Raw genomic sequence first — 17,107 nt, 5'->3', positions numbered from 1 at the left:
CGACAGGACGGGATTGAAATGACGACTGAAACATTCCTTCTGAGCCTGCACCTGTCGACCCCCGAGCTGATCCTTGCGGTCGGTGCCATGGTGTTGTTGATGATCGGCGTCTTCTCCGGCGAGAAATCGTCGGGCATGGTGACGTGGCTGGCGGTTGGCCTGCTGGCCGTTTCCGGCGCCTGGCTGGTCTGGCAGACGGGCGACGGTCAGGGTTATAACGGCGCTTTCCTCTCCGATCCGTTCGGCAAGTTCATGAAGGTGCTGACGCTGTTCGGCTCCATCGTGGCGCTGATCATGTCGGCAGGCGAGGCGCGTTCGAGCGGTATCGACCGGTTCGAATTCCCGGTGCTGATCGTGCTGGCAACGCTCGGCATGCTTCTGATGATTTCCGCCAACGACCTGATCTCGGTGTACCTGGCGCTCGAACTGCAGTCGCTGGCGCTCTACGTCGTTGCCGCGATGAACCGCGACAACCTGCGTTCGACTGAAGCTGGCCTCAAGTATTTCGTGCTTGGCGCGCTGTCTTCCGGCATGCTGCTCTATGGCATGTCGCTGGTCTACGGCTTCACTGGTCATACCGGTTTTGAAGGCATTGCCGCTGCCCTGTCGGCAGAGGGCCGCTCGCTTGGCCTGGTCTTCGGTCTCGTCTTCATTCTGGCCGGTGTTGCCTTCAAGATTTCCGCCGTTCCGTTCCATATGTGGACGCCGGACGTTTACGAAGGCGCTCCGACACCGGTGACCGCGTTCTTTGCGGCTGCTCCGAAGGTTGCCGCGATGGCGATGCTGATCCGTCTGGTGATCATGCCGTTCGAGCCGATCGTCACCGACTGGCAGCAGATCGTTGTGTTCATCTCGATTGCCTCGATGCTGCTCGGCTCGTTTGCCGCCATCGGTCAGAAGAACATCAAGCGACTGATGGCTTATTCGTCGATCGGCCACATGGGTTATGCGCTCGTTGGCCTGTCCAGCGGTTCGATGGCCGGTGTACGCGGCGTGCTGATCTACATGCTGGTCTATGTGGTCATGACGCTCGGTACCTTTGCCATCATCATGGCGATGAAGCGCAAGGACGGCAATCACGTCGAAAGCGTCGATGACCTGGCTGGCCTGTCGCAGACCAATCCCTGGATGGCGACGGTTTTGACCATCATGATGTTCTCGCTGGCTGGCATTCCGCCGCTCGCAGGCTTCTTTGCCAAGTATTTCGTGTTCATGGCGGCGATCGAAGCGCATCTCTATGCTCTGGCGATCATCGGTGTGCTCGCCTCCGTCGTCGGTGCTTACTATTATCTGCGTGTCATCAAGGTGATGTGGTTCGACGAAGCCAAAGGCGAGTTTGCCCGTCCCTCCGGCATGCTGCGTTTGGTTTACACGCTCTCGGGTCTGTTCGTTCTCGCCTATGTGTTGATCGGTGGACCGATCGGTACGGCGGCTGAAGTTGCAGCGCGGACATTCTTTTGACAGGACAGGACCGGATCGGCAGGGTTTCGATCGATCAATTCCGGCATACGGCCCTTGGCGATGTCGGATCGACGAACACGGAATGCCTGATCCGGGCGCGTGCGGGTGATCCGGGGTTTCACTGGATCACCGCCGCACGGCAGATTTCCGGTCGCGGCCGCCGCGGCCGTAGCTGGGCTTCGGAGCCGGGCAATCTCTATGCGTCGCTGCTGCTGATCGATCCGGCACCGATGGATAAGCTCCAATCACTGCCGCTCGCGGTCGCCGTGGCGGTGCACCGCGCGATACAGGCCGTGATGCCGGCAGGCTCCAACCCGGTCTCGATCAAATGGCCGAACGATATTCTGATTGCAGGCAAGAAGTGCTGCGGTATCCTCTTGGAAGGCGAGGGGCTGCCGGATGGGCACCATGCGCTGGTGATCGGCTGCGGCATCAATGTCGCGCTGGCGCCGGATCACGGGCTCTATCCGGTGACCAGTTTGCAGGCGGAAGGCGCCGGCGTTTCGCCGGACGAGCTTTTTGCCCATCTGTTCCGTAGCATGAGTGATGTGCTGAACACCTGGAATCGCGGCGAAGGCATTGCAGAGATTATTGCACAATGGCGGTCCGCAGCAGGCGGCATCGGCCAGAAGATTACAGTCAACCTGCCGGATCGCTCGCTTTCCGGCAGGTTTGAAGGCATAGATGAAGACGGCCGGTTGATGCTCGATATTGGAGCAGGCACGGTTCAGCGCATCGCCGCGGGCGATGTATTTTTTGGATAGAACCCATTTCGGGTGACATAAGGCGCAATCAATCAATGAGCAAACAAGACGAACTCGTCTTCCTGCCGCTGGGCGGAGTGGGGGAAATCGGCATGAACCTGGCCCTTTACGGCTACGGTTCGCCCTCCCATCGCCAGTGGATCATGGTCGATTGCGGCGTGACTTTCCCGGGCCTTGATCTGCCCGGCGTTGATCTCGTGCTTCCCGATATCCGCTTCCTTGCCGAAGAGCGCAAGAACCTCAAGGGCATCATCATCACCCATGCCCATGAAGACCATTATGGCGCGCTGGCCGACCTGTGGCCGGGGCTCAACGTACCGGTCTATGCCTCGCCGTTTACCGCAGGCATGCTGGAAGCCAAGCGCTCCTACGAGCGCAGCCGCGCCCAGGTGCCGATCACCATCTTCAAGGAAGGTGACCGTATCAATGTCGGTCCGTTCGAGATCGAAGCCGTCGGCGTCAACCACTCGATCCCCGAGCCGATGTCGCTGGTGATCCGCACGCCGCTCGGCAATGTCGTTCATACCGGCGACTGGAAGATCGACCATAAGCCGTCGCTCGGCCCGTTGACCGACGAGGCGCGGTTCCGCGCCATCGGCGATGAGGGCGTGCTGGCGCTGATGTGCGACAGCACCAACGCGATGCGCGATGGCGTATCGCCCCAGGAAGAGGAGGTTTCGGCCAGCCTCACCAAGATCATCCAGAATGCCAAGGGACGGGTGGCAATCACCACCTTCTCGTCCAATGTCGGCCGCATCCGCTCGATCGCCAAGGCTTCGGCCGAAGCCGGCCGCGATGTGCTGCTGCTCGGCAGTTCGATGAAGCGCGTCTGCGATGTCGCCCGCGATGTCGGTCTGATGGAAGGATTGAACCCGTTCATCGCCGAAGACGAGTTCGGTTACATCCCGCGCGACAAGGTCGTGGTGATCCTGACCGGCAGCCAGGGCGAATCCCGCGCGGCACTCGCCAAGATCTCGCGTGACGAGATGCGCAACGTCGCGCTGACGGCCGGCGATACCGTGGTGTTTTCCTCGCGGGCCATTCCCGGCAACGAGAAGGCCATCAACGACATCAAGAATGGTTTGATTGAACAAGGCATCCACATCGTCACCGATAACGAAGCCTTGGTGCATGTCTCCGGCCATCCCCGCCGCAACGAGTTGCAGCAGATGTACCAGTGGACGCGTCCGCAGATGCTGGTGCCGGTTCATGGTGAAGCCGCACATCTGACGGCACAGGCCGAGCTTGGCCTTCAGTCCGGCATCAAGACTGTCCCGCGTGTTCGCAACGGCGATATTCTCCGCCTTGCACCGGGACCGGCGTCCGTCATCGGCGAAGCGCCGCACGGCCGGATCTACAAGGACGGCAGCCTGATCGGTGACTTCGAGGAGATGGGGATCGGCGAGCGCCGCAAGCTGTCCTTCGCCGGCCATGTCGCGGTGAACGTTCAGCTTGACGCGCGCTACGATTTCGCCGCCGATCCGATCGTCGTTCCGATCGGCTTGCCCGAGTTTGACGATGAGGGCGAAGACATGAACGATACGCTCTATGACGCGGTGCTGGGTGCCGTCGAAAGCATCCCGCGCGGCAAGCGCAAGGATATCGCCATGGTGACGGAAGCGGTACGCCGGGCCATCCGTGGCACGGCTAATGACGTCTGGGGCAAGAAGCCAGTCGTCACCGTGTTTATCAATAAACTCTGATAGCGAGGAGCCGGCGTACGATGCTTGGACGTGTCAACCATATCGCGCTTGCTGTTCCGGATCTTGCCGAAGCGGTCGAGCGATACCGCTCGGTGCTCGGCGCCTCGGTGACCGAACCGGAAGCGCTGCCGGAACACGGCGTCAACGTCGTGTTCGTCACGCTTGAAAATACCAAGGTCGAACTGCTGGAGCCGCTTGGCACAGACTCGCCGATCGCAGCCTTTCTCGCGAAAAATCCGGCCGGCGGCATGCATCATATCTGCTACGAGGTTGAAGACATCCTCAGCGCGCGCGATAGCCTGATTGCTGCCGGGGGAAGGGTGCTTGGCGACGGCAATCCGAAGACCGGCGCGCATGGCAAGCCGGTGCTGTTTCTTCATCCGAAGGATTTCTTCGGCACGCTGATCGAACTCGAGCAGGTGTGACAGAAGACCGCGTGCCTGTATTTATCGGGCGCAGTATTTGTCGCGCAGAGGCGAAAGCGTTATAACGGCGCTTACACGCGCGATGCCAAGAGGTGAGACATCCATCTCCCTTCGTAACGAGAGACCCCAATGCCGATCTTTTCCACCTTCGCGATTTACTTCATCATCTGGTGGTTGTCGCTGTTCATCGTCTTGCCGATCGGCTTGCGGACGCAGGCGGAGGAGAATGAGGTGGTTCCTGGCAGCATCGAAAGTGCGCCCGCCCGTTTTCGCGCACTGCGGGTCTTTTTGATGACCTCGGTGCTTGCTGCTGTCATCCATGCCATATGGTACGTCCTGTCGGTCCGAATGGGCTACGGCCTGGACTCTATTCCGCAATTTGCACCGAAGTTCTATTGAGGCGATAACCGGCGTTGCCGCGGCTGTGATAGCGGCGGCTTACCGCCTGCATGGCCGGTGACCCGATATGCGCGCCACAGAATTGCCGCGATTCAGGCGGCATCAATTTTTTCTTCTGATGTCTTCAGTATAAAAGTCAAAAAAAAACAAGGCCAGAAGCCTTGTTCTTTAAAGTATCGCGTGATCCTTATCCGTTACCGGTGGCTGCGTGTAACCGCGCCTAAGATCTTATCCTCCCAAGACTTGACCGCGAAATCGACAAGAATTTAATCTCCCTGCCTCTTTTGTGGGCCAAAACTAGCCCAAACATTATGCGTTGTCATCCGATTTTTTTGCATTTTTGCTACACTCTAGTAAAATTTTTCCGTTGACAACTTCTGTCAAAATCCTGTTACTACCGTGCCTTTTTGACGCAGGTATTTTTGTTTTTCCGGACCTTGAAATCCTCCGTCCCTTCACCTGTTACGCCAAACAAGATGACGGGTTTTCTTCCTGCCGCGAAGCGTCTATGAACGCTTGAGCGCGGTGCATCCCCTTCTGGAATCAGCTGGCCGGATCGTCGCGGCAAACAGTCAAACGGCAGTGTCCGGTTTGCGCGCTTGACGCGTGCGCGGCCTGCAGGCTCAACGTTATTTCGCCCGATTCCAAAGATAGTGCGAAGTGCTTTTAATTTCTGGAACCTGTTCATGCGCCTGTCCCGCTTTTTCATGCCCATTCTGAAGGAAACCCCGAAGGAAGCGGAAATTGTTTCGCACCGGCTGATGCTGCGTGCGGGCATGGTGCGCCAGCAGTCGGCCGGCATCTATACATGGCTGCCGCTCGGCAAGCGGGTTCTCGACAAGGTGACCAGGATCATCCGGGAAGAGCAGAACCGCGCCGGCGCCGTCGAACTCCTGATGCCGACGCTGCAATCGGCCGAACTCTGGCAGGAAAGCGGCCGCTACGACGCTTACGGCGACGAGATGCTGCGGATCAAGGACCGCAACAAGCGCGACATGCTCTACGGTCCGACCAACGAGGAAATGATCACGGACGTCTTCCGTTCCTACGTAAAGTCCTACAAGGATCTGCCGCTCAATCTCTATCATATCCAGTTGAAGTTCCGCGACGAGCGCCGTCCGCGTTTCGGCACCATGCGCTCGCGCGAATTCCTGATGAAGGACGCCTATTCCTTCGACCTCAATCGTGAAGGCGCCGTGGACAGCTACAATCGCATGTTCGCGGCATACCTGCGCACCTTCGCACGGCTTGGCCTGCGCGCCATTCCGATGCGGGCCGATACCGGCCCGATCGGCGGCGATCTCAGCCACGAGTTCATCATCCTTGCCGATACCGGTGAATCGGAGGTCTTCTGCCACAAGCACTTCCTCGATTTCGACATTCCGGCCGACGATACCGATTTCTGGGACGCAGCCGCGATGAAGGCGATCTTCGACAAGTGGACGTCGCTCTACGCCGCCACCTCGGAGATGCACGACGAAGCCGCCTTTAACGCCATCGACGATTCCCAGAAGGTCTCGGCCCGCGGCATCGAAGTTGGCCACATCTTCTATTTCGGCACCAAATATTCCGAAGCCATGGGCGCCAAGGTTCAAGGCCCCGACGGCAAGGAGCACACGGTGCACATGGGCTCCTACGGCATCGGCCCGACCCGGCTGGTTCCAGCCATCATCGAAGCCTCGCATGACGAGAACGGTATCATCTGGCCGGCCTCGATCGCACCGTTCGACGCGGTTGTGATCAACATGAAGTCCGGTGACGAAGCCTGCGACGCGGCGTGCGAAACCATCTATGCTTCGCTCAACAAGGCAGGATTCGACACGCTGTACGACGACAAGGATGATCGCGCCGGCACCAAGTTTGCGACCGCCGACCTGATCGGCGTTCCCACGCAGATCATTGCCGGTCCACGTTCGGTGGCGAACGGCGAGGTCGAGCTCAAGGACCGCAAGACCGGCGCCCGCGAAACATTGACGATCGAGGCTGCCATCAACAAGCTGACTGCCTCGAAATAAGGGACCAGGGAATGAGCGCCGCGACGCTAGAACAGGAAAAGGCAGCGACCGCGCAGGCGCCGTCGAGCCGTCCGTTTTCCACATTCGAGCGCATGGTGGCCTGGCGCTATCTGCGCTCGCGCCGCAAGGAAGCGTTCATTTCGGTGATTGCCGGGTTTTCCTTCATCGGCATCATGCTCGGTGTGGCGACGCTGATCATCGTCATGGCTGTCATGAACGGTTTTCGCACGGAGCTGATCTCGCGTATTCTCGGCATCAACGGCCACATGATCGTCCAGCCACTGGATGGGCCGCTCGATAATTATGCCGACCTCGCGACCAAGTTTTCCGGCGTCAAGGGTGTCACCATGGCGATCCCGATGATCGAAGGCCAGATATTAGCCTCAGGCCAGGGAGGCGCCAGTACCGGTGCGCTGGTTCGTGGCGTGCGGGCTGACGATCTTGCCAAGATGAAGTCGATTTCCGAGCACATTCAGGCGGGCGATCTCGTCGGGTATGCCGCGGGAACTGGCGTCGCGATCGGCTCGCGCATGGCTCAACAGCTCGGCGTCACCGTTGGTGGTACGATCTCGCTGGTGTCGCCGGAAGGCGACATCACGCCGATGGGCGTCAATCCACGCATCAAGGCCTATACTGTCTCGGCGATCTTCGAGATCGGCATGTCGGAATATGATGCCTCGATCATCTTCATGCCGCTGGAAGAAGCACAGCTCTATTTCAATGCCGAAGGGATAGCGCAGTCGATCGAGCTGTTCGTCACCAACCCGGACCTGGTCGATGAGTTGCGCCAGCCGATCGAGGATGCGGCCGGCCGCCAGGTATTGATCAGCGACTGGCGTGATCGCAACAAGACCTTCTTCTCAGCCCTTCAGGTCGAACGCAACGTCATGTTCATGATCCTGACGCTGATCATTCTGGTGGCGGCGCTCAATATCGTCTCCGGCCTGATCATGCTGGTGAAGGACAAGGGCAGCGACATCGCGATCCTGCGCACCATGGGCGCATCGTCGGGCTCCATCATGCGGATATTCTTCATGACGGGGGCAGCGATCGGCATTGTCGGAACCATTGCAGGCGTCCTTCTAGGCGTTGTGGTTTGTCTCAATATCGAGTCCATCCGCCAGTTCTTTTCCTGGATTTCGGGAACGACGCTGTTCAATCCCGAGCTCTATTTCCTGAGTCAGCTTCCGGCCGATATGAACCTGGGTGAGACCACGTCGGTTGTCCTCATGGCCATTGGCCTTTCCTTCCTTGCCACGATCTTTCCGGCCTGGCGCGCCTCGCGCCTCGATCCGGTTCAGGCTCTGCGCTACGAATAATTGGGGATTTCAGACACGATGAATGCGCGCGTGGCATTGCAGCTTTCCGGCGTCGAACGCCATTACAGCCAGGGCGACGAAACCCTGTCGATCCTCAAGGGGGCGGACTTTTCGCTTTATGGCGGGCAGACTGTGGCGCTTGTTGCCCCGTCCGGCACCGGTAAATCGACGCTGTTGCATCTGGCTGGGCTGCTGGAACGTCCCGACGGCGGCGAAGTCCTGATCAACGGCCAATCCTGCGGCGCGCTTGGCGACGAGAAGCGCACGGCAATCCGCCGCAACGACATCGGCTTCGTCTACCAGTTCCATCATCTGCTGCCGGAATTCACGGCGATCGAAAACATCATGATGCCGCAGCTGATTGCCGGTCTTAACAAGGCCGAGGCGCGTGAACGCGCGGCCGCATTGCTGGATTACATGCGCATCGGCCACCGTGCCGAACACCGTCCCTCGGAGCTGTCCGGCGGCGAGCAGCAGCGCGTCGCCATTGCCCGCGCCGTTGCCAATGCGCCGCTGGTTCTCCTAGCTGACGAGCCGACCGGTAACCTCGATCCGGAAACCGCCGGCTATGTCTTCGAGGCATTGGAAGCATTGGTGCGCCAGTCGGGCCTGGCGGCAATGATCGCCACGCACAATTATGAACTGGCCTCCCGCATGGACCGCCGCGTCACAATCGAGGACGGCAAGGTCGTCGAGCTTTAATCTAGCCGCTGCCCGCTTTGACAGGCACCGGGCTGGCTCTATTCAAGCCCGCACATGCTTTGACCTCGATCATCCGTCCAGTCCTTGAGGAAGATCAGCTCGCCGGTGATCGCGACCGGCTTGCCGTTACGCATACCCTTGCCGGTCAATACGTTGAAATCGCAGTCCGTGGTATCATCCGGGTTGAGCGTGTCATAGGACGCATAGGTATATCCGGCGACGGCGAAATCGAAGTTGCGATAGGCAATCGTCAGCTTCTGTTCCCAGCGGTCGCGGCCGACGGAATCGTTGTGGGTGGTGATCAGGATCGAGCCGTTCGCAAGCGCAGTGATCGATGGCGCCCGTCCGACCATGGTCAGGTCTCCCCAGACCTTGTTCGGTACAACGCTCTTCAGTTTCAGCCGGCCGGTGTCGCCGTCATTGAGATAGATGTAGACTGCGTGGTCCTCGTCGCTCCCTTCGGCCGGGGCCACCAGCATGGCGAGGTCGGAGCTGCCGTCCTTGTCCCAATCGCCCGTCGCAGCGAAAGCGATCCGATCCGGGTCGATGGTTTCCGCAGCCTGCGCCGTCGTGGCAGATAGGCCGAGCAGTGCCGTCATGACGGCCAGTGACATCTTCATCAATCATCCCCCGATTTGCATTGCCGGCCAGACTAGTTGGCCTGCCTGCTGACGTCCAGATGCCGGGTTACCTTGCCGCAAAGGCGGTCAGAAAGTGTTTACCATCTCTGTTTCCTGGCAGCAGAAGATTTGCTGTTGCTGCTTGACGCATGAACAAATATGGAACAATATAAGAACATAAAGGAAAGGGAGCCAACCAATGACTGACTTCATTCGTGATCTCGCCGCTTTGACCTCCATCGCCATGTTCATCGCCAGCTTTTCGATCATTGTCATCGGGATGTAGAACGGTGCCAGGCACCGGCCATTTTCACGCATTCGCTGCCGTGTGGAAATGAAGAGGGCTAGGACTGTGGACAAGCCAAGCCCGGTTCGAAAATACTGCCGCATAGTGGATGAAAACTAGACTTCTGTGGATGGAAACGGGATATCCTGAAGCCTTCACAGGAATCGGGGTGTGCCATGGCAGATGCGGTAAACGACAAGCGGCAGGATGGTGCCGCCCCCGGTGGCGCTTCACCCCAGTTCGTGCATCTTCGCGTTCATTCCGCCTTTTCGCTTCTCGAAGGCGCTTTGCCGGTCAAGAAGATCATCGGCAAGGCCGTCGCTGATGGCCAGCCGGCCATCGGCATTGCCGATACCAACAACCTGTTTGCCGCGCTCGAATTCTCGCAGAAATGTATGGACGATGGTCTGCAGCCGCTGATCGGCTGCCAGCTTGCGATTGACATGGAAGATGAAGGCGAGGGCGAGAAGCGTGGTCATGCCCAGCATCTGGCCAAGCTGCCGGCCATCGTTCTGATCGCAGCGACGGATGCCGGTTATGTCCGGCTCGTCGATATCGTCAGCCGGGCCTATCTCGGCGGCGAAGGCAACCAGTCGGTTCGCATCGCTCTGTCCTGGCTGCAGGAAGGCGGAGCGGAAGGACTGATCGCGCTGACCGGTGCTTCGGGCGGGCCGGTCGACATGGCCTTGAAATCGGGACACCATGCGCTGGCGGAAACGCGGCTGGTGGCGCTTGCCGCGGTTTTTGGTGACCGTCTCTATGTCGAACTGCAGCGTCACGGCAAATATGATCGCCGTCAGGAAAACCGGGTCATCGATCTCGCCTACAAGCTCGAACTGCCGATCGTGGCGACCAATGAGCCGTTTTTCCCGTCGCCGGCCGAATTCGAGGCCCATGACGCGCTGATGGCTGTCGCCCACAATGCGATGGTCTCGGACGATAGCCGCTTCCGCCTGACGCCGGATCATTACCTGAAGAGCCGCAAGGACATGGCGGCGTTGTTTGCCGACCTGCCGGAGGCGCTGGACAACACCATCGAGATCGCCAGACGCTGCTCCTTCGTCTTGAAGACCCGCGGACCAATCCTGCCGCGCTTCACCGGCGCGACCGATGATCCGAAGGAAGCCGAGCGCGCCGAGGAACTTGAACTGCGTCGTCAGGCCATCGAAGGCCTGGAAGACCGGATGCAGAAGCTCGGCCTTTCGGCCGGTTATACCGAGACGGATTATCGCGAGCGGCTGGATTTCGAGCTCTCCGTCATCGAGAAGATGAAGTTTCCCGGCTACTTCCTGATCGTTGCCGACTTCATCAAGTGGGCGAAGCTTCAGGATATTCCGGTCGGGCCGGGCCGTGGCTCGGGTGCCGGCTCGCTGGTTGCCTATGCCCTGACCATCACCGACGTCGATCCCTTGCGCTTCTCGCTGCTGTTCGAGCGCTTCCTCAATCCGGACCGCGTCTCGATGCCCGACTTCGACATCGACTTCTGCCAGGACCGGCGCGAAGAAGTCATTCGCTACGTGCAGCGCAAGTATGGGCGCGAACAGGTGGCTCAGATCATCACCTTCGGATCGCTGCAGGCGCGCGCGGCGCTCCGTGACGTCGGCCGTGTGCTTGAAATGCCCTATGGCCAGGTCGATAAGATCTGCAAGCTGGTGCCGAACAACCCGGCAAACCCGACGCCTCTGTCGAAGGCCATCGAGGAAGAGCCGCGTTTCCAGGAAGAAGTCGACAAGGAGCCGGTGATCGGCCGTCTGCTCGATATCGCTCAGAAGATCGAAGGTCTTTACCGCCACGCGTCCACCCACGCCGCCGGTATCGTCATCGGTGACCGGCCGCTGTCGCAGCTGGTGCCGATGTACCGCGATCCGCGATCCGACATGCCGGTCACCCAGTTCAACATGAAATGGGTCGAGCAGGCCGGCCTCGTCAAGTTCGACTTCCTCGGCCTGAAGACGCTGACCGTGCTGAAGGTCGCCGTCGATTTCATCAGGAAGCGCAATATCGAGGTCAATCTCGAAGCATTGCCGCTTGATGACCAGAAAACCTACGAGATGCTGTCCAAGGGCGATACGGTCGGCGTGTTCCAGGTGGAAAGTGCCGGCATGCGCAAGGCGCTGATCGGCATGCGGCCCGACTGCATCGAGGACATCATCGCGCTGGTGGCGCTCTACCGTCCCGGCCCGATGGAAAACATCCCGGTCTACAATGCCCGCAAGCACGGCGAGGAAGAGATCGAATCGATCCACCCGAAGATCGATTATCTGCTGAAGGAAACCCAGGGCGTTATCGTCTATCAGGAGCAGGTGATGCAGATCGCCCAGGTCCTGTCGGGCTATTCGCTCGGTGAAGCCGACCTTCTGCGCCGCGCCATGGGTAAGAAGATCAAGGAGGAGATGGACAAGCAGCGCGCCCGTTTCGTCACAGGTGCCGTCGACAACGGTGTGTCGAAGCCGCAGTCCGATCTGATCTTCGATCTGCTCGCCAAGTTCGCCAACTACGGCTTCAACAAATCGCACGCCGCCGCCTATGCCATCGTCTCCTACCAGACGGCCTACCTGAAGGCGCATTTCCCGGTCGAGTTCCTCGCCGCGTCGATGACGCTGGATATGTCGAACACCGACAAGATCAACGACTTCCGCCAGGATGCCAGCCGGCTCGATATCGAGGTGATCCCGCCATCGGTACAGACCTCATTCCGCCGCTTCGAAACCGGCGACAACCGCATCTACTATTCGCTCGCCGCCATCAAGGGTGTCGGCGAAGCGGCCGTCGATCATATCGTTGACGTGCGCGGTGATGAGCCTTTCGCTAATCTTGAGGATTTCTGCCTGAGGATCGACCCGAAGCTTTTGAACCGGCGGGTGTTCGATAGCCTGATCTGCGCTGGTGCCTTCGATTGCTTCGGCTACGATCGGGCGGAACTGGTGGGCGGCCTCGATCGCATTCTCGGCTTCGCCCAGATCGCCCAGGCCAACAAGATCAGCGGCCAGAGCGATATGTTCGGCGCGGGTGCGGCGACTGGTCCGGAAAAGATCAACCTGCCGCCTTATTCGCCATGGCTGGCGTCTGAAAAGCTGCACCGCGAATTTCAGGTTCTGGGCTTTTATCAATCGGCCCATCCGCTCGATACCTATAACGACCTGTTGTCGAAGATCCGTGTTCAGACATTTTCGGATTTTGCTGCGTCCGTAAAAAAAGGCGCAACGGCGGGCCGTTTGGCCGGAACGGTCACGTCGAAGCAGGAGCGCAAGACCCGCACCGGCAACAAGATGGGCATCATTGCCTTCTCCGATTCAACCGGACAGTTCGAAGCTGTGCTGTTTTCGGAGGCGCTCAATCAGTACCGCGACCTGTTGGAGCCCGGAAAATCGCTGGTCATGACGGTGCAGGCCGAGGAGCGGCCGGAAGGCATCGGCATGCGCATCCAGACGCTGCAGTCGCTGGAAGAGCGGTCGCTGCAGATGCAGAAGGCGCTGCGCGTCTATGTCCGTGATAGCGGTCCGTTGCGCTCGGTCGCCACGCATCTGAATGCGCGCGGCGAGGGGCTGGTGTCGTTCATCGTCATCAAGGACAACGGCCAGCGCGAGATCGAGGTGGAATTGAACGAGCGATATCGCATCTCGCCTGAGATTGCGGCGGCGCTGAGGACCGCGCCGGGCGTCATCGATGTCGAACTGGTCTAGCGCTGGACCATCAAGATTTTGATCGGGTTCGGGTGACGGTCACGAAGTCCGTACCGGCGCCTGTTTCCTGGCCAAGGCCCATGTCGGAAATGGTGAGGGACGAACCCTCGGCGAGCAGTTCTTCGATCCGTTCGCGAGTTTCGTCCGGCACCGTGATCCGGGCCAGTGTGCGCTGGGCTGCATTGAAGGCCATCGGGTCTTCCTCGATGGTGATGCCAAGGCGCTTTTTCATCGGTCCAGGCAATGTGTTGTCGAGCGTCATGGCGAACCATTCGCCCTTGCCGGTGGAAGCGTCGATATCCTGGAACTGGAAAAAATGCGTGCCGAGTGCGACTTCCGGCCGGTCGATCAACACGGGTGTTTCGAACAACGGCTCGAAATCGCGGCGAACGAGAAGCTGGCCGTTTGGCGGCTTGCCCTTGCCCGCCTTGGCGTAGAGTGCATCGATGAAGGTGGCGGTCATCTTGCCGTCGACAGCTAGTTGTTCCGCAGTCTGGAACGCTTTGATGGCGTCAGCGGTCTGCATACCGGCATAGCCGTCGGCGAGCCCGGCTGCATAACCAAGCTCGTTGAGCAGGCTCTGGATGTCCATGGTGATTTCGCGTGTGCCGCGATGGGTGATCAGCATCCGGATCGGCGGCTGCTTTTCCATCTCGACGGCGGCCGGTTTTTCCGGCGGGGGCTCGATCGTGGCAACTTCGACGGATTGCGTCTGGACCTGCGAAACGCTCAGCCGCAATGTAGCGTCCGATAGCAGTTCCGGCTCTTTCCCTTTGGGCTGGAACAGGAACGGATCGGAGATGGCGGCCGGCGTCAACTGGCGATCGGAGACCAGCACATGCAGGCCACGGCCGGTCATCTTGAAGAGTTGCTTGGCAAAGGCATCCGGCATCCGTATGCAGCCATGCGAGGCCGGGTAGCTGGGAACGTGGTTGGAGGCGTGCAGCGCAATGCCTGACCAGGTCAGCCGCTGCATGAACGGCATCGGCGCATTCGAATAAATGTTCGACTTGTGGGAGCGGCGTTTTTCAAGGATCGAGAAAATGCCGGTTGGCGTCGAATGGCCGGCCTTACCGGTCGAGACATTGGAGGTGGCGACCACCGTATCGCCGTCATAGACCACGAGTGACTGCTGGTCCCTGGAAACCACGATCTGCAGAGGAGCTTGCTCGCTTGCAAACGCAACGCTGGCAGACAAGGCGAGGGCGAAGCCGAGACCAAATGTAAAACGCAAAACCATCAGGAACATCCGGACGCAAGAGACAGAAGATGAGCCTAGTTTGATAGGTTTAAGGAAGCTTTGCCGTTCCGTCTGGAACACGAGAATGTGAAGCCTGCTACTTTCGCCGGTCCTTGCCGAACGTATAACCGGTCTCGACCGTCGCCTTGCCGAACTTATCGCGCAGCGTATTGATCGCAGCTTCCGCAGCCGCGCGCCGCGTCGCCTGCGTATCGACGAGATCCGGCGGATCGGCCAGATCGGGATTGGAAAGGTCGGAGACGCCGATCCCGATCAGCCGGAATTTTGTCCCGTCGGTTTCCTTGTCCAGAAGCTGCATGCCGGTGCGGAAGATGCGGTCGGCAAGCCGGGTCGGGCTGTCGAGGCGGCGGTTGCGCGTCCGGCTCTTGAAGTCGGCGGTCTTCAGCTTGAGCACCACCGTCTGGCCGGCAATGTCGGCCTTGCGCAGCCGGTGGGCCACCTGTTCGCTCAACCGGCGCAGATGTGTGACCAGATCGTCATAGTCGCACAGGTCATCGTTAAAGGTGGTCTCCGAGGAAACGCTCTTGGCTTCGCCGTTGATTTCAACGCTGCGCTCATCCTGGCCACGCGACAGCCGGTAGAGACGCTGGCCCAATGTGCCATAGCGCTTCATCAGGACGGTTTCGTCCATTGTCTGCAACTGGCCTATGGTGCGGATGCCGTCGCGCTCCAGGGTTGCCGCAAAGGCCTTGCCGACGCCCCAGATCAGCGTCACCGGCCTGTCCTTGAGGAAATCCAATGCTTCGGCAGCGCCGATCACCGAAAAGCCGCGCGGTTTCTGCAGGTCGGACGCCACCTTGGCGAGGAATTTACAATAGGACAGGCCGACCGAAACAGTAATGCCGATCTCCTGTTCGACCCGGCGGGCAAATCTGGCCAATGTCCGGGCAGGGGGATCATGATGCAGCCGCTCGGTGCCCTGGAGCTCCAGAAATGCTTCATCAATCGACAACGGCTGCACCAGCGGCGTCAGTTCCTGCATCAGAGTGCGCACCTGGCGGCCGACCCGCACGTATTTTTCCATGTCCGGTTTGATGACAACGGCTTGCGGGCAAGCCTCCAGCGCCTTGAACATCGGCATGGCGGACCGTACCCCGTGAATGCGAGCGATATAGCAGGCGGTAGAGACGACGCCGCGCTTGCCGCCGCCGATGATCACAGGCTTGTCGGCCAATTCGGGATTGTCGCGTTTTTCGACCGAAGCATAGAAGGCATCGCAATCGATATGGGCGAGTGTCAGCTGATAGAGTTCGGAATGATAGAGCAGGCGCGGGCTGCCGCAGGCCCGGCACCGGCGAATGCCGGCCGGTTGGCCTGTGAGGCAGTCTCGGCAAAACCCCGGAAATTGCTGCGCGTCTGTTTGCATCGATCGGAACAAAAGTTGAACATTTTCACGATACGCCCTAAGCTGACGAGTCTCAAGGTATGGAGAGGCAATCTTGATGGGCTTCAAGGGAAAGATAAACGGCGGCTGTTCTTTTGCCCGGGATCGGTTCGTTGCCCGCCGTTTAACCCACCAGATGGGCACGGATGATCCTGTCCGCATCCGTCCAGCAGTCCGCCTTGGCGATTCCGCCGCCCGGGTCCGGCGCCATGGCCCGGAATTGGGCGTTTGCCATCAGGTTGATCAGCAGACAATCAGGCGCATGGGTCTGAACGGACTGCAGGTTGCGCAGGATATCATCGATGAAGACCAGCGGCACATCCCTGGCATCGTGCAGGCGCTTGATGATCGGGCCCTTGGGTTCTTCGCTGGCAAGCAGGGGATAGTTCAGGCCATGGCGGTCGAGCAGTGCCCGGCGCACGCTGGTGTGGCGGGGTGGCATCGCCGTGAGAAAGACGACATCGGCATCGGTGGAAAGCCCGGCCAAGGTATCGACTGCGAGATCGGCAGGTGTCTGCCACTGGCCCTGCAGGCGAAAGAACGTCTCCAGCAGTTCGCTCGTCATCGCATCGTCGACCGGCAAACCAGTGTCAAGGTCGATGACATTGCCATGCAGGCGGAAGGAGCGGGGCAAAAGATCACGGCCGCAGGAGCGCAGGAAGTTGCGAAACGGCGTCAGGAATTCGAGCACGACTTCGTCGATATCGCAGACGATCAGCGGCCTGTCCGTCAGACGGATATGGTCGAAATCGAGGATATCCGTCACGGTCAGAAATCCCCGGGATTGTCTGGTCCCGACAGCATGAGATGCGCCCGCACCACATCCTCGGGCCGTGTGCCGGTTGTCTCGCAAAAGGCCAGCAGCGTCGGTTCGTGGCCCATCAGGAAATCGACGACGCCGGTAAGGAAGCCTGTATCGGCGGCGGCGTGGCGCAGCGACGATGGATCAGTGCCCGTCAATGCCAGGAAACGCCCCAGCAGTTCCGGCTCGTTTGCAAGCCAGCCGAGGATGGCAATCGCTGTTTCTTCGGATGAGGTCACGCGCATTCGTCCTTGTCGGATTGAGGTAATTTTTTACCGGATAT

At 59.6% G+C, this 17,107-nt stretch carries 16 protein-coding genes; 9 read left to right on the top strand and 7 right to left on the bottom strand.

Translation table 11 applies throughout. From position 1 onward, the window contains the following. Nucleotides 1-18: 18 nt before the first annotated feature. The 5 genes from nuoN to ASC96_RS05860 all read left to right on the top strand — a co-directional run bounded on the left by nuoN (nucleotide 19) and on the right by ASC96_RS05860 (nucleotide 4,752). On the top strand, nucleotides 19-1,461 hold the full coding sequence (nuoN, locus tag ASC96_RS05880; RefSeq protein WP_060502125.1) for an NADH-quinone oxidoreductase subunit NuoN: 1,443 nt from the start codon (nucleotides 19-21) through the stop codon (nucleotides 1,459-1,461). Beyond that, a complete protein-coding gene (locus ASC96_RS05875; RefSeq protein WP_060502124.1) occupies nucleotides 1,458-2,225 on the top strand; it encodes a biotin--[acetyl-CoA-carboxylase] ligase in 768 nt (255 codons plus the stop codon). The genes nuoN and ASC96_RS05875 overlap by 4 nt, the downstream gene beginning before the upstream one ends. Before the next feature lie 35 nt (nucleotides 2,226-2,260). Next, nucleotides 2,261-3,928: a ribonuclease J gene (locus ASC96_RS05870; RefSeq protein ID WP_060502123.1), complete on the top strand. Its 1,668-nt coding sequence runs from the start codon at nucleotides 2,261-2,263 to the stop codon at nucleotides 3,926-3,928. Nucleotides 3,929-3,948: 20 nt separating this feature from the next. Next, nucleotides 3,949-4,353 (top strand): methylmalonyl-CoA epimerase, encoded by a 405-nt coding sequence (gene mce, locus ASC96_RS05865; protein WP_060502122.1) that lies wholly within the window; start codon nucleotides 3,949-3,951, stop codon nucleotides 4,351-4,353. Between the two features lie 129 nt (nucleotides 4,354-4,482). After that, on the top strand, nucleotides 4,483-4,752 hold the full coding sequence (locus ASC96_RS05860; RefSeq protein ID WP_060502121.1) for a DUF1467 family protein: 270 nt from the start codon (nucleotides 4,483-4,485) through the stop codon (nucleotides 4,750-4,752). Between the two features lie 394 nt (nucleotides 4,753-5,146). Here the strand turns inward: ASC96_RS05860 and ASC96_RS32495 are convergent, their stop codons facing one another. Next, nucleotides 5,147-5,440: a hypothetical protein gene (locus tag ASC96_RS32495; protein WP_156397414.1), complete on the bottom strand. Its 294-nt coding sequence runs from the start codon at nucleotides 5,438-5,440 to the stop codon at nucleotides 5,147-5,149. Here ASC96_RS32495 and proS point away from each other — a divergent pair. The 3 genes from proS to ASC96_RS05845 are packed head-to-tail and all read left to right on the top strand — an operon-like array spanning nucleotide 5,439 to nucleotide 8,788. Further along, nucleotides 5,439-6,767, top strand: a complete 1,329-nt coding sequence (gene proS / locus ASC96_RS05855; protein WP_060502120.1) for a proline--tRNA ligase — start codon at nucleotides 5,439-5,441, stop codon at nucleotides 6,765-6,767. The genes ASC96_RS32495 and proS overlap by 2 nt on opposite strands. An 11-nt stretch (nucleotides 6,768-6,778) precedes the next feature. Further along, the gene (locus tag ASC96_RS05850; protein ID WP_060502119.1) at nucleotides 6,779-8,086 is read left to right on the top strand and encodes a lipoprotein-releasing ABC transporter permease subunit; all 1,308 of its coding nucleotides are present in this window, start codon (nucleotides 6,779-6,781) and stop codon (nucleotides 8,084-8,086) included. An 18-nt stretch (nucleotides 8,087-8,104) separates the two neighbouring features. Then, on the top strand, nucleotides 8,105-8,788 hold the full coding sequence (locus tag ASC96_RS05845) for an ABC transporter ATP-binding protein (RefSeq protein WP_060502118.1): 684 nt from the start codon (nucleotides 8,105-8,107) through the stop codon (nucleotides 8,786-8,788). A gap of 38 nt (nucleotides 8,789-8,826) precedes the next feature. Here the strand turns inward: ASC96_RS05845 and ASC96_RS05840 are convergent, their stop codons facing one another. Beyond that, nucleotides 8,827-9,408, bottom strand: a complete 582-nt coding sequence (locus ASC96_RS05840) for a hypothetical protein (protein ID WP_112834603.1) — start codon at nucleotides 9,406-9,408, stop codon at nucleotides 8,827-8,829. A 67-nt stretch (nucleotides 9,409-9,475) separates the two neighbouring features. Next, nucleotides 9,476-9,709: a hypothetical protein gene (locus tag ASC96_RS05835; RefSeq protein WP_156393937.1), complete on the bottom strand. Its 234-nt coding sequence runs from the start codon at nucleotides 9,707-9,709 to the stop codon at nucleotides 9,476-9,478. Between the two features lie 161 nt (nucleotides 9,710-9,870). On the opposite strand from ASC96_RS05835, the gene dnaE reads away from it, so the two are divergent. Continuing rightward, nucleotides 9,871-13,377 (top strand): DNA polymerase III subunit alpha, encoded by a 3,507-nt coding sequence (gene dnaE, locus ASC96_RS05830; RefSeq protein ID WP_060502116.1) that lies wholly within the window; start codon nucleotides 9,871-9,873, stop codon nucleotides 13,375-13,377. 10 nt (nucleotides 13,378-13,387) lie between these two features. On the opposite strand, the gene ASC96_RS05825 is transcribed toward dnaE, so the two are convergent. The 4 genes from ASC96_RS05825 to ASC96_RS05810 form a co-directional block, all read right to left on the bottom strand. Further along, nucleotides 13,388-14,611, bottom strand: coding sequence for a L,D-transpeptidase family protein (locus ASC96_RS05825; protein ID WP_082511970.1), 1,224 nt, complete (start codon nucleotides 14,609-14,611; stop codon nucleotides 13,388-13,390). A gap of 103 nt (nucleotides 14,612-14,714) precedes the next feature. Next, the gene (locus tag ASC96_RS05820) at nucleotides 14,715-16,004 is read right to left on the bottom strand and encodes a DNA polymerase IV (protein ID WP_060502115.1); all 1,290 of its coding nucleotides are present in this window, start codon (nucleotides 16,002-16,004) and stop codon (nucleotides 14,715-14,717) included. Nucleotides 16,005-16,146: 142 nt separating this feature from the next. Next, nucleotides 16,147-16,788 (bottom strand): hypothetical protein, encoded by a 642-nt coding sequence (locus ASC96_RS05815; protein WP_060502114.1) that lies wholly within the window; start codon nucleotides 16,786-16,788, stop codon nucleotides 16,147-16,149. A gap of 2 nt (nucleotides 16,789-16,790) precedes the next feature. Next, nucleotides 16,791-17,063, bottom strand: a complete 273-nt coding sequence (locus ASC96_RS05810; protein ID WP_060502223.1) for a DUF3572 domain-containing protein — start codon at nucleotides 17,061-17,063, stop codon at nucleotides 16,791-16,793. Nucleotides 17,064-17,107 lie beyond the last annotated feature (44 nt).

This window comes from Rhizobium sp. Root1204, from assembly GCF_001424965.1.
GTDB lineage: Bacteria > Pseudomonadota > Alphaproteobacteria > Rhizobiales > Rhizobiaceae > Pararhizobium.
This window is presented reverse-complemented; position numbering and strand designations above follow the sequence as displayed.

Excerpts from the sequence above, each read along its gene's own strand:
- ASC96_RS05870 (WP_060502123.1), top strand. The coding sequence starts at position 2,261 with ATGAGCAAACAAGACGAACTCGTCTTCCTGCCGCTGGGCGGAGTGGGG.
- proS (WP_060502120.1), top strand. The coding sequence starts at position 5,439 with ATGCGCCTGTCCCGCTTTTTCATGCCCATTCTGAAGGAAACCCCGAAG.
- ASC96_RS05845 (WP_060502118.1), top strand. The coding sequence starts at position 8,105 with ATGAATGCGCGCGTGGCATTGCAGCTTTCCGGCGTCGAACGCCATTAC.
- ASC96_RS05820 (WP_060502115.1), bottom strand. The coding sequence starts at position 16,004 with ATGCAAACAGACGCGCAGCAATTTCCGGGGTTTTGCCGAGACTGCCTC.
- dnaE (WP_060502116.1), top strand. The coding sequence starts at position 9,871 with ATGGCAGATGCGGTAAACGACAAGCGGCAGGATGGTGCCGCCCCCGGT.
- mce (WP_060502122.1), top strand. The coding sequence starts at position 3,949 with ATGCTTGGACGTGTCAACCATATCGCGCTTGCTGTTCCGGATCTTGCC.
- ASC96_RS05840 (WP_112834603.1), bottom strand. The coding sequence starts at position 9,408 with ATGAAGATGTCACTGGCCGTCATGACGGCACTGCTCGGCCTATCTGCC.
- ASC96_RS05850 (WP_060502119.1), top strand. The coding sequence starts at position 6,779 with ATGAGCGCCGCGACGCTAGAACAGGAAAAGGCAGCGACCGCGCAGGCG.
- nuoN (WP_060502125.1), top strand. The coding sequence starts at position 19 with ATGACGACTGAAACATTCCTTCTGAGCCTGCACCTGTCGACCCCCGAG.
- ASC96_RS05860 (WP_060502121.1), top strand. The coding sequence starts at position 4,483 with ATGCCGATCTTTTCCACCTTCGCGATTTACTTCATCATCTGGTGGTTG.
- ASC96_RS32495 (WP_156397414.1), bottom strand. The coding sequence starts at position 5,440 with ATGAACAGGTTCCAGAAATTAAAAGCACTTCGCACTATCTTTGGAATC.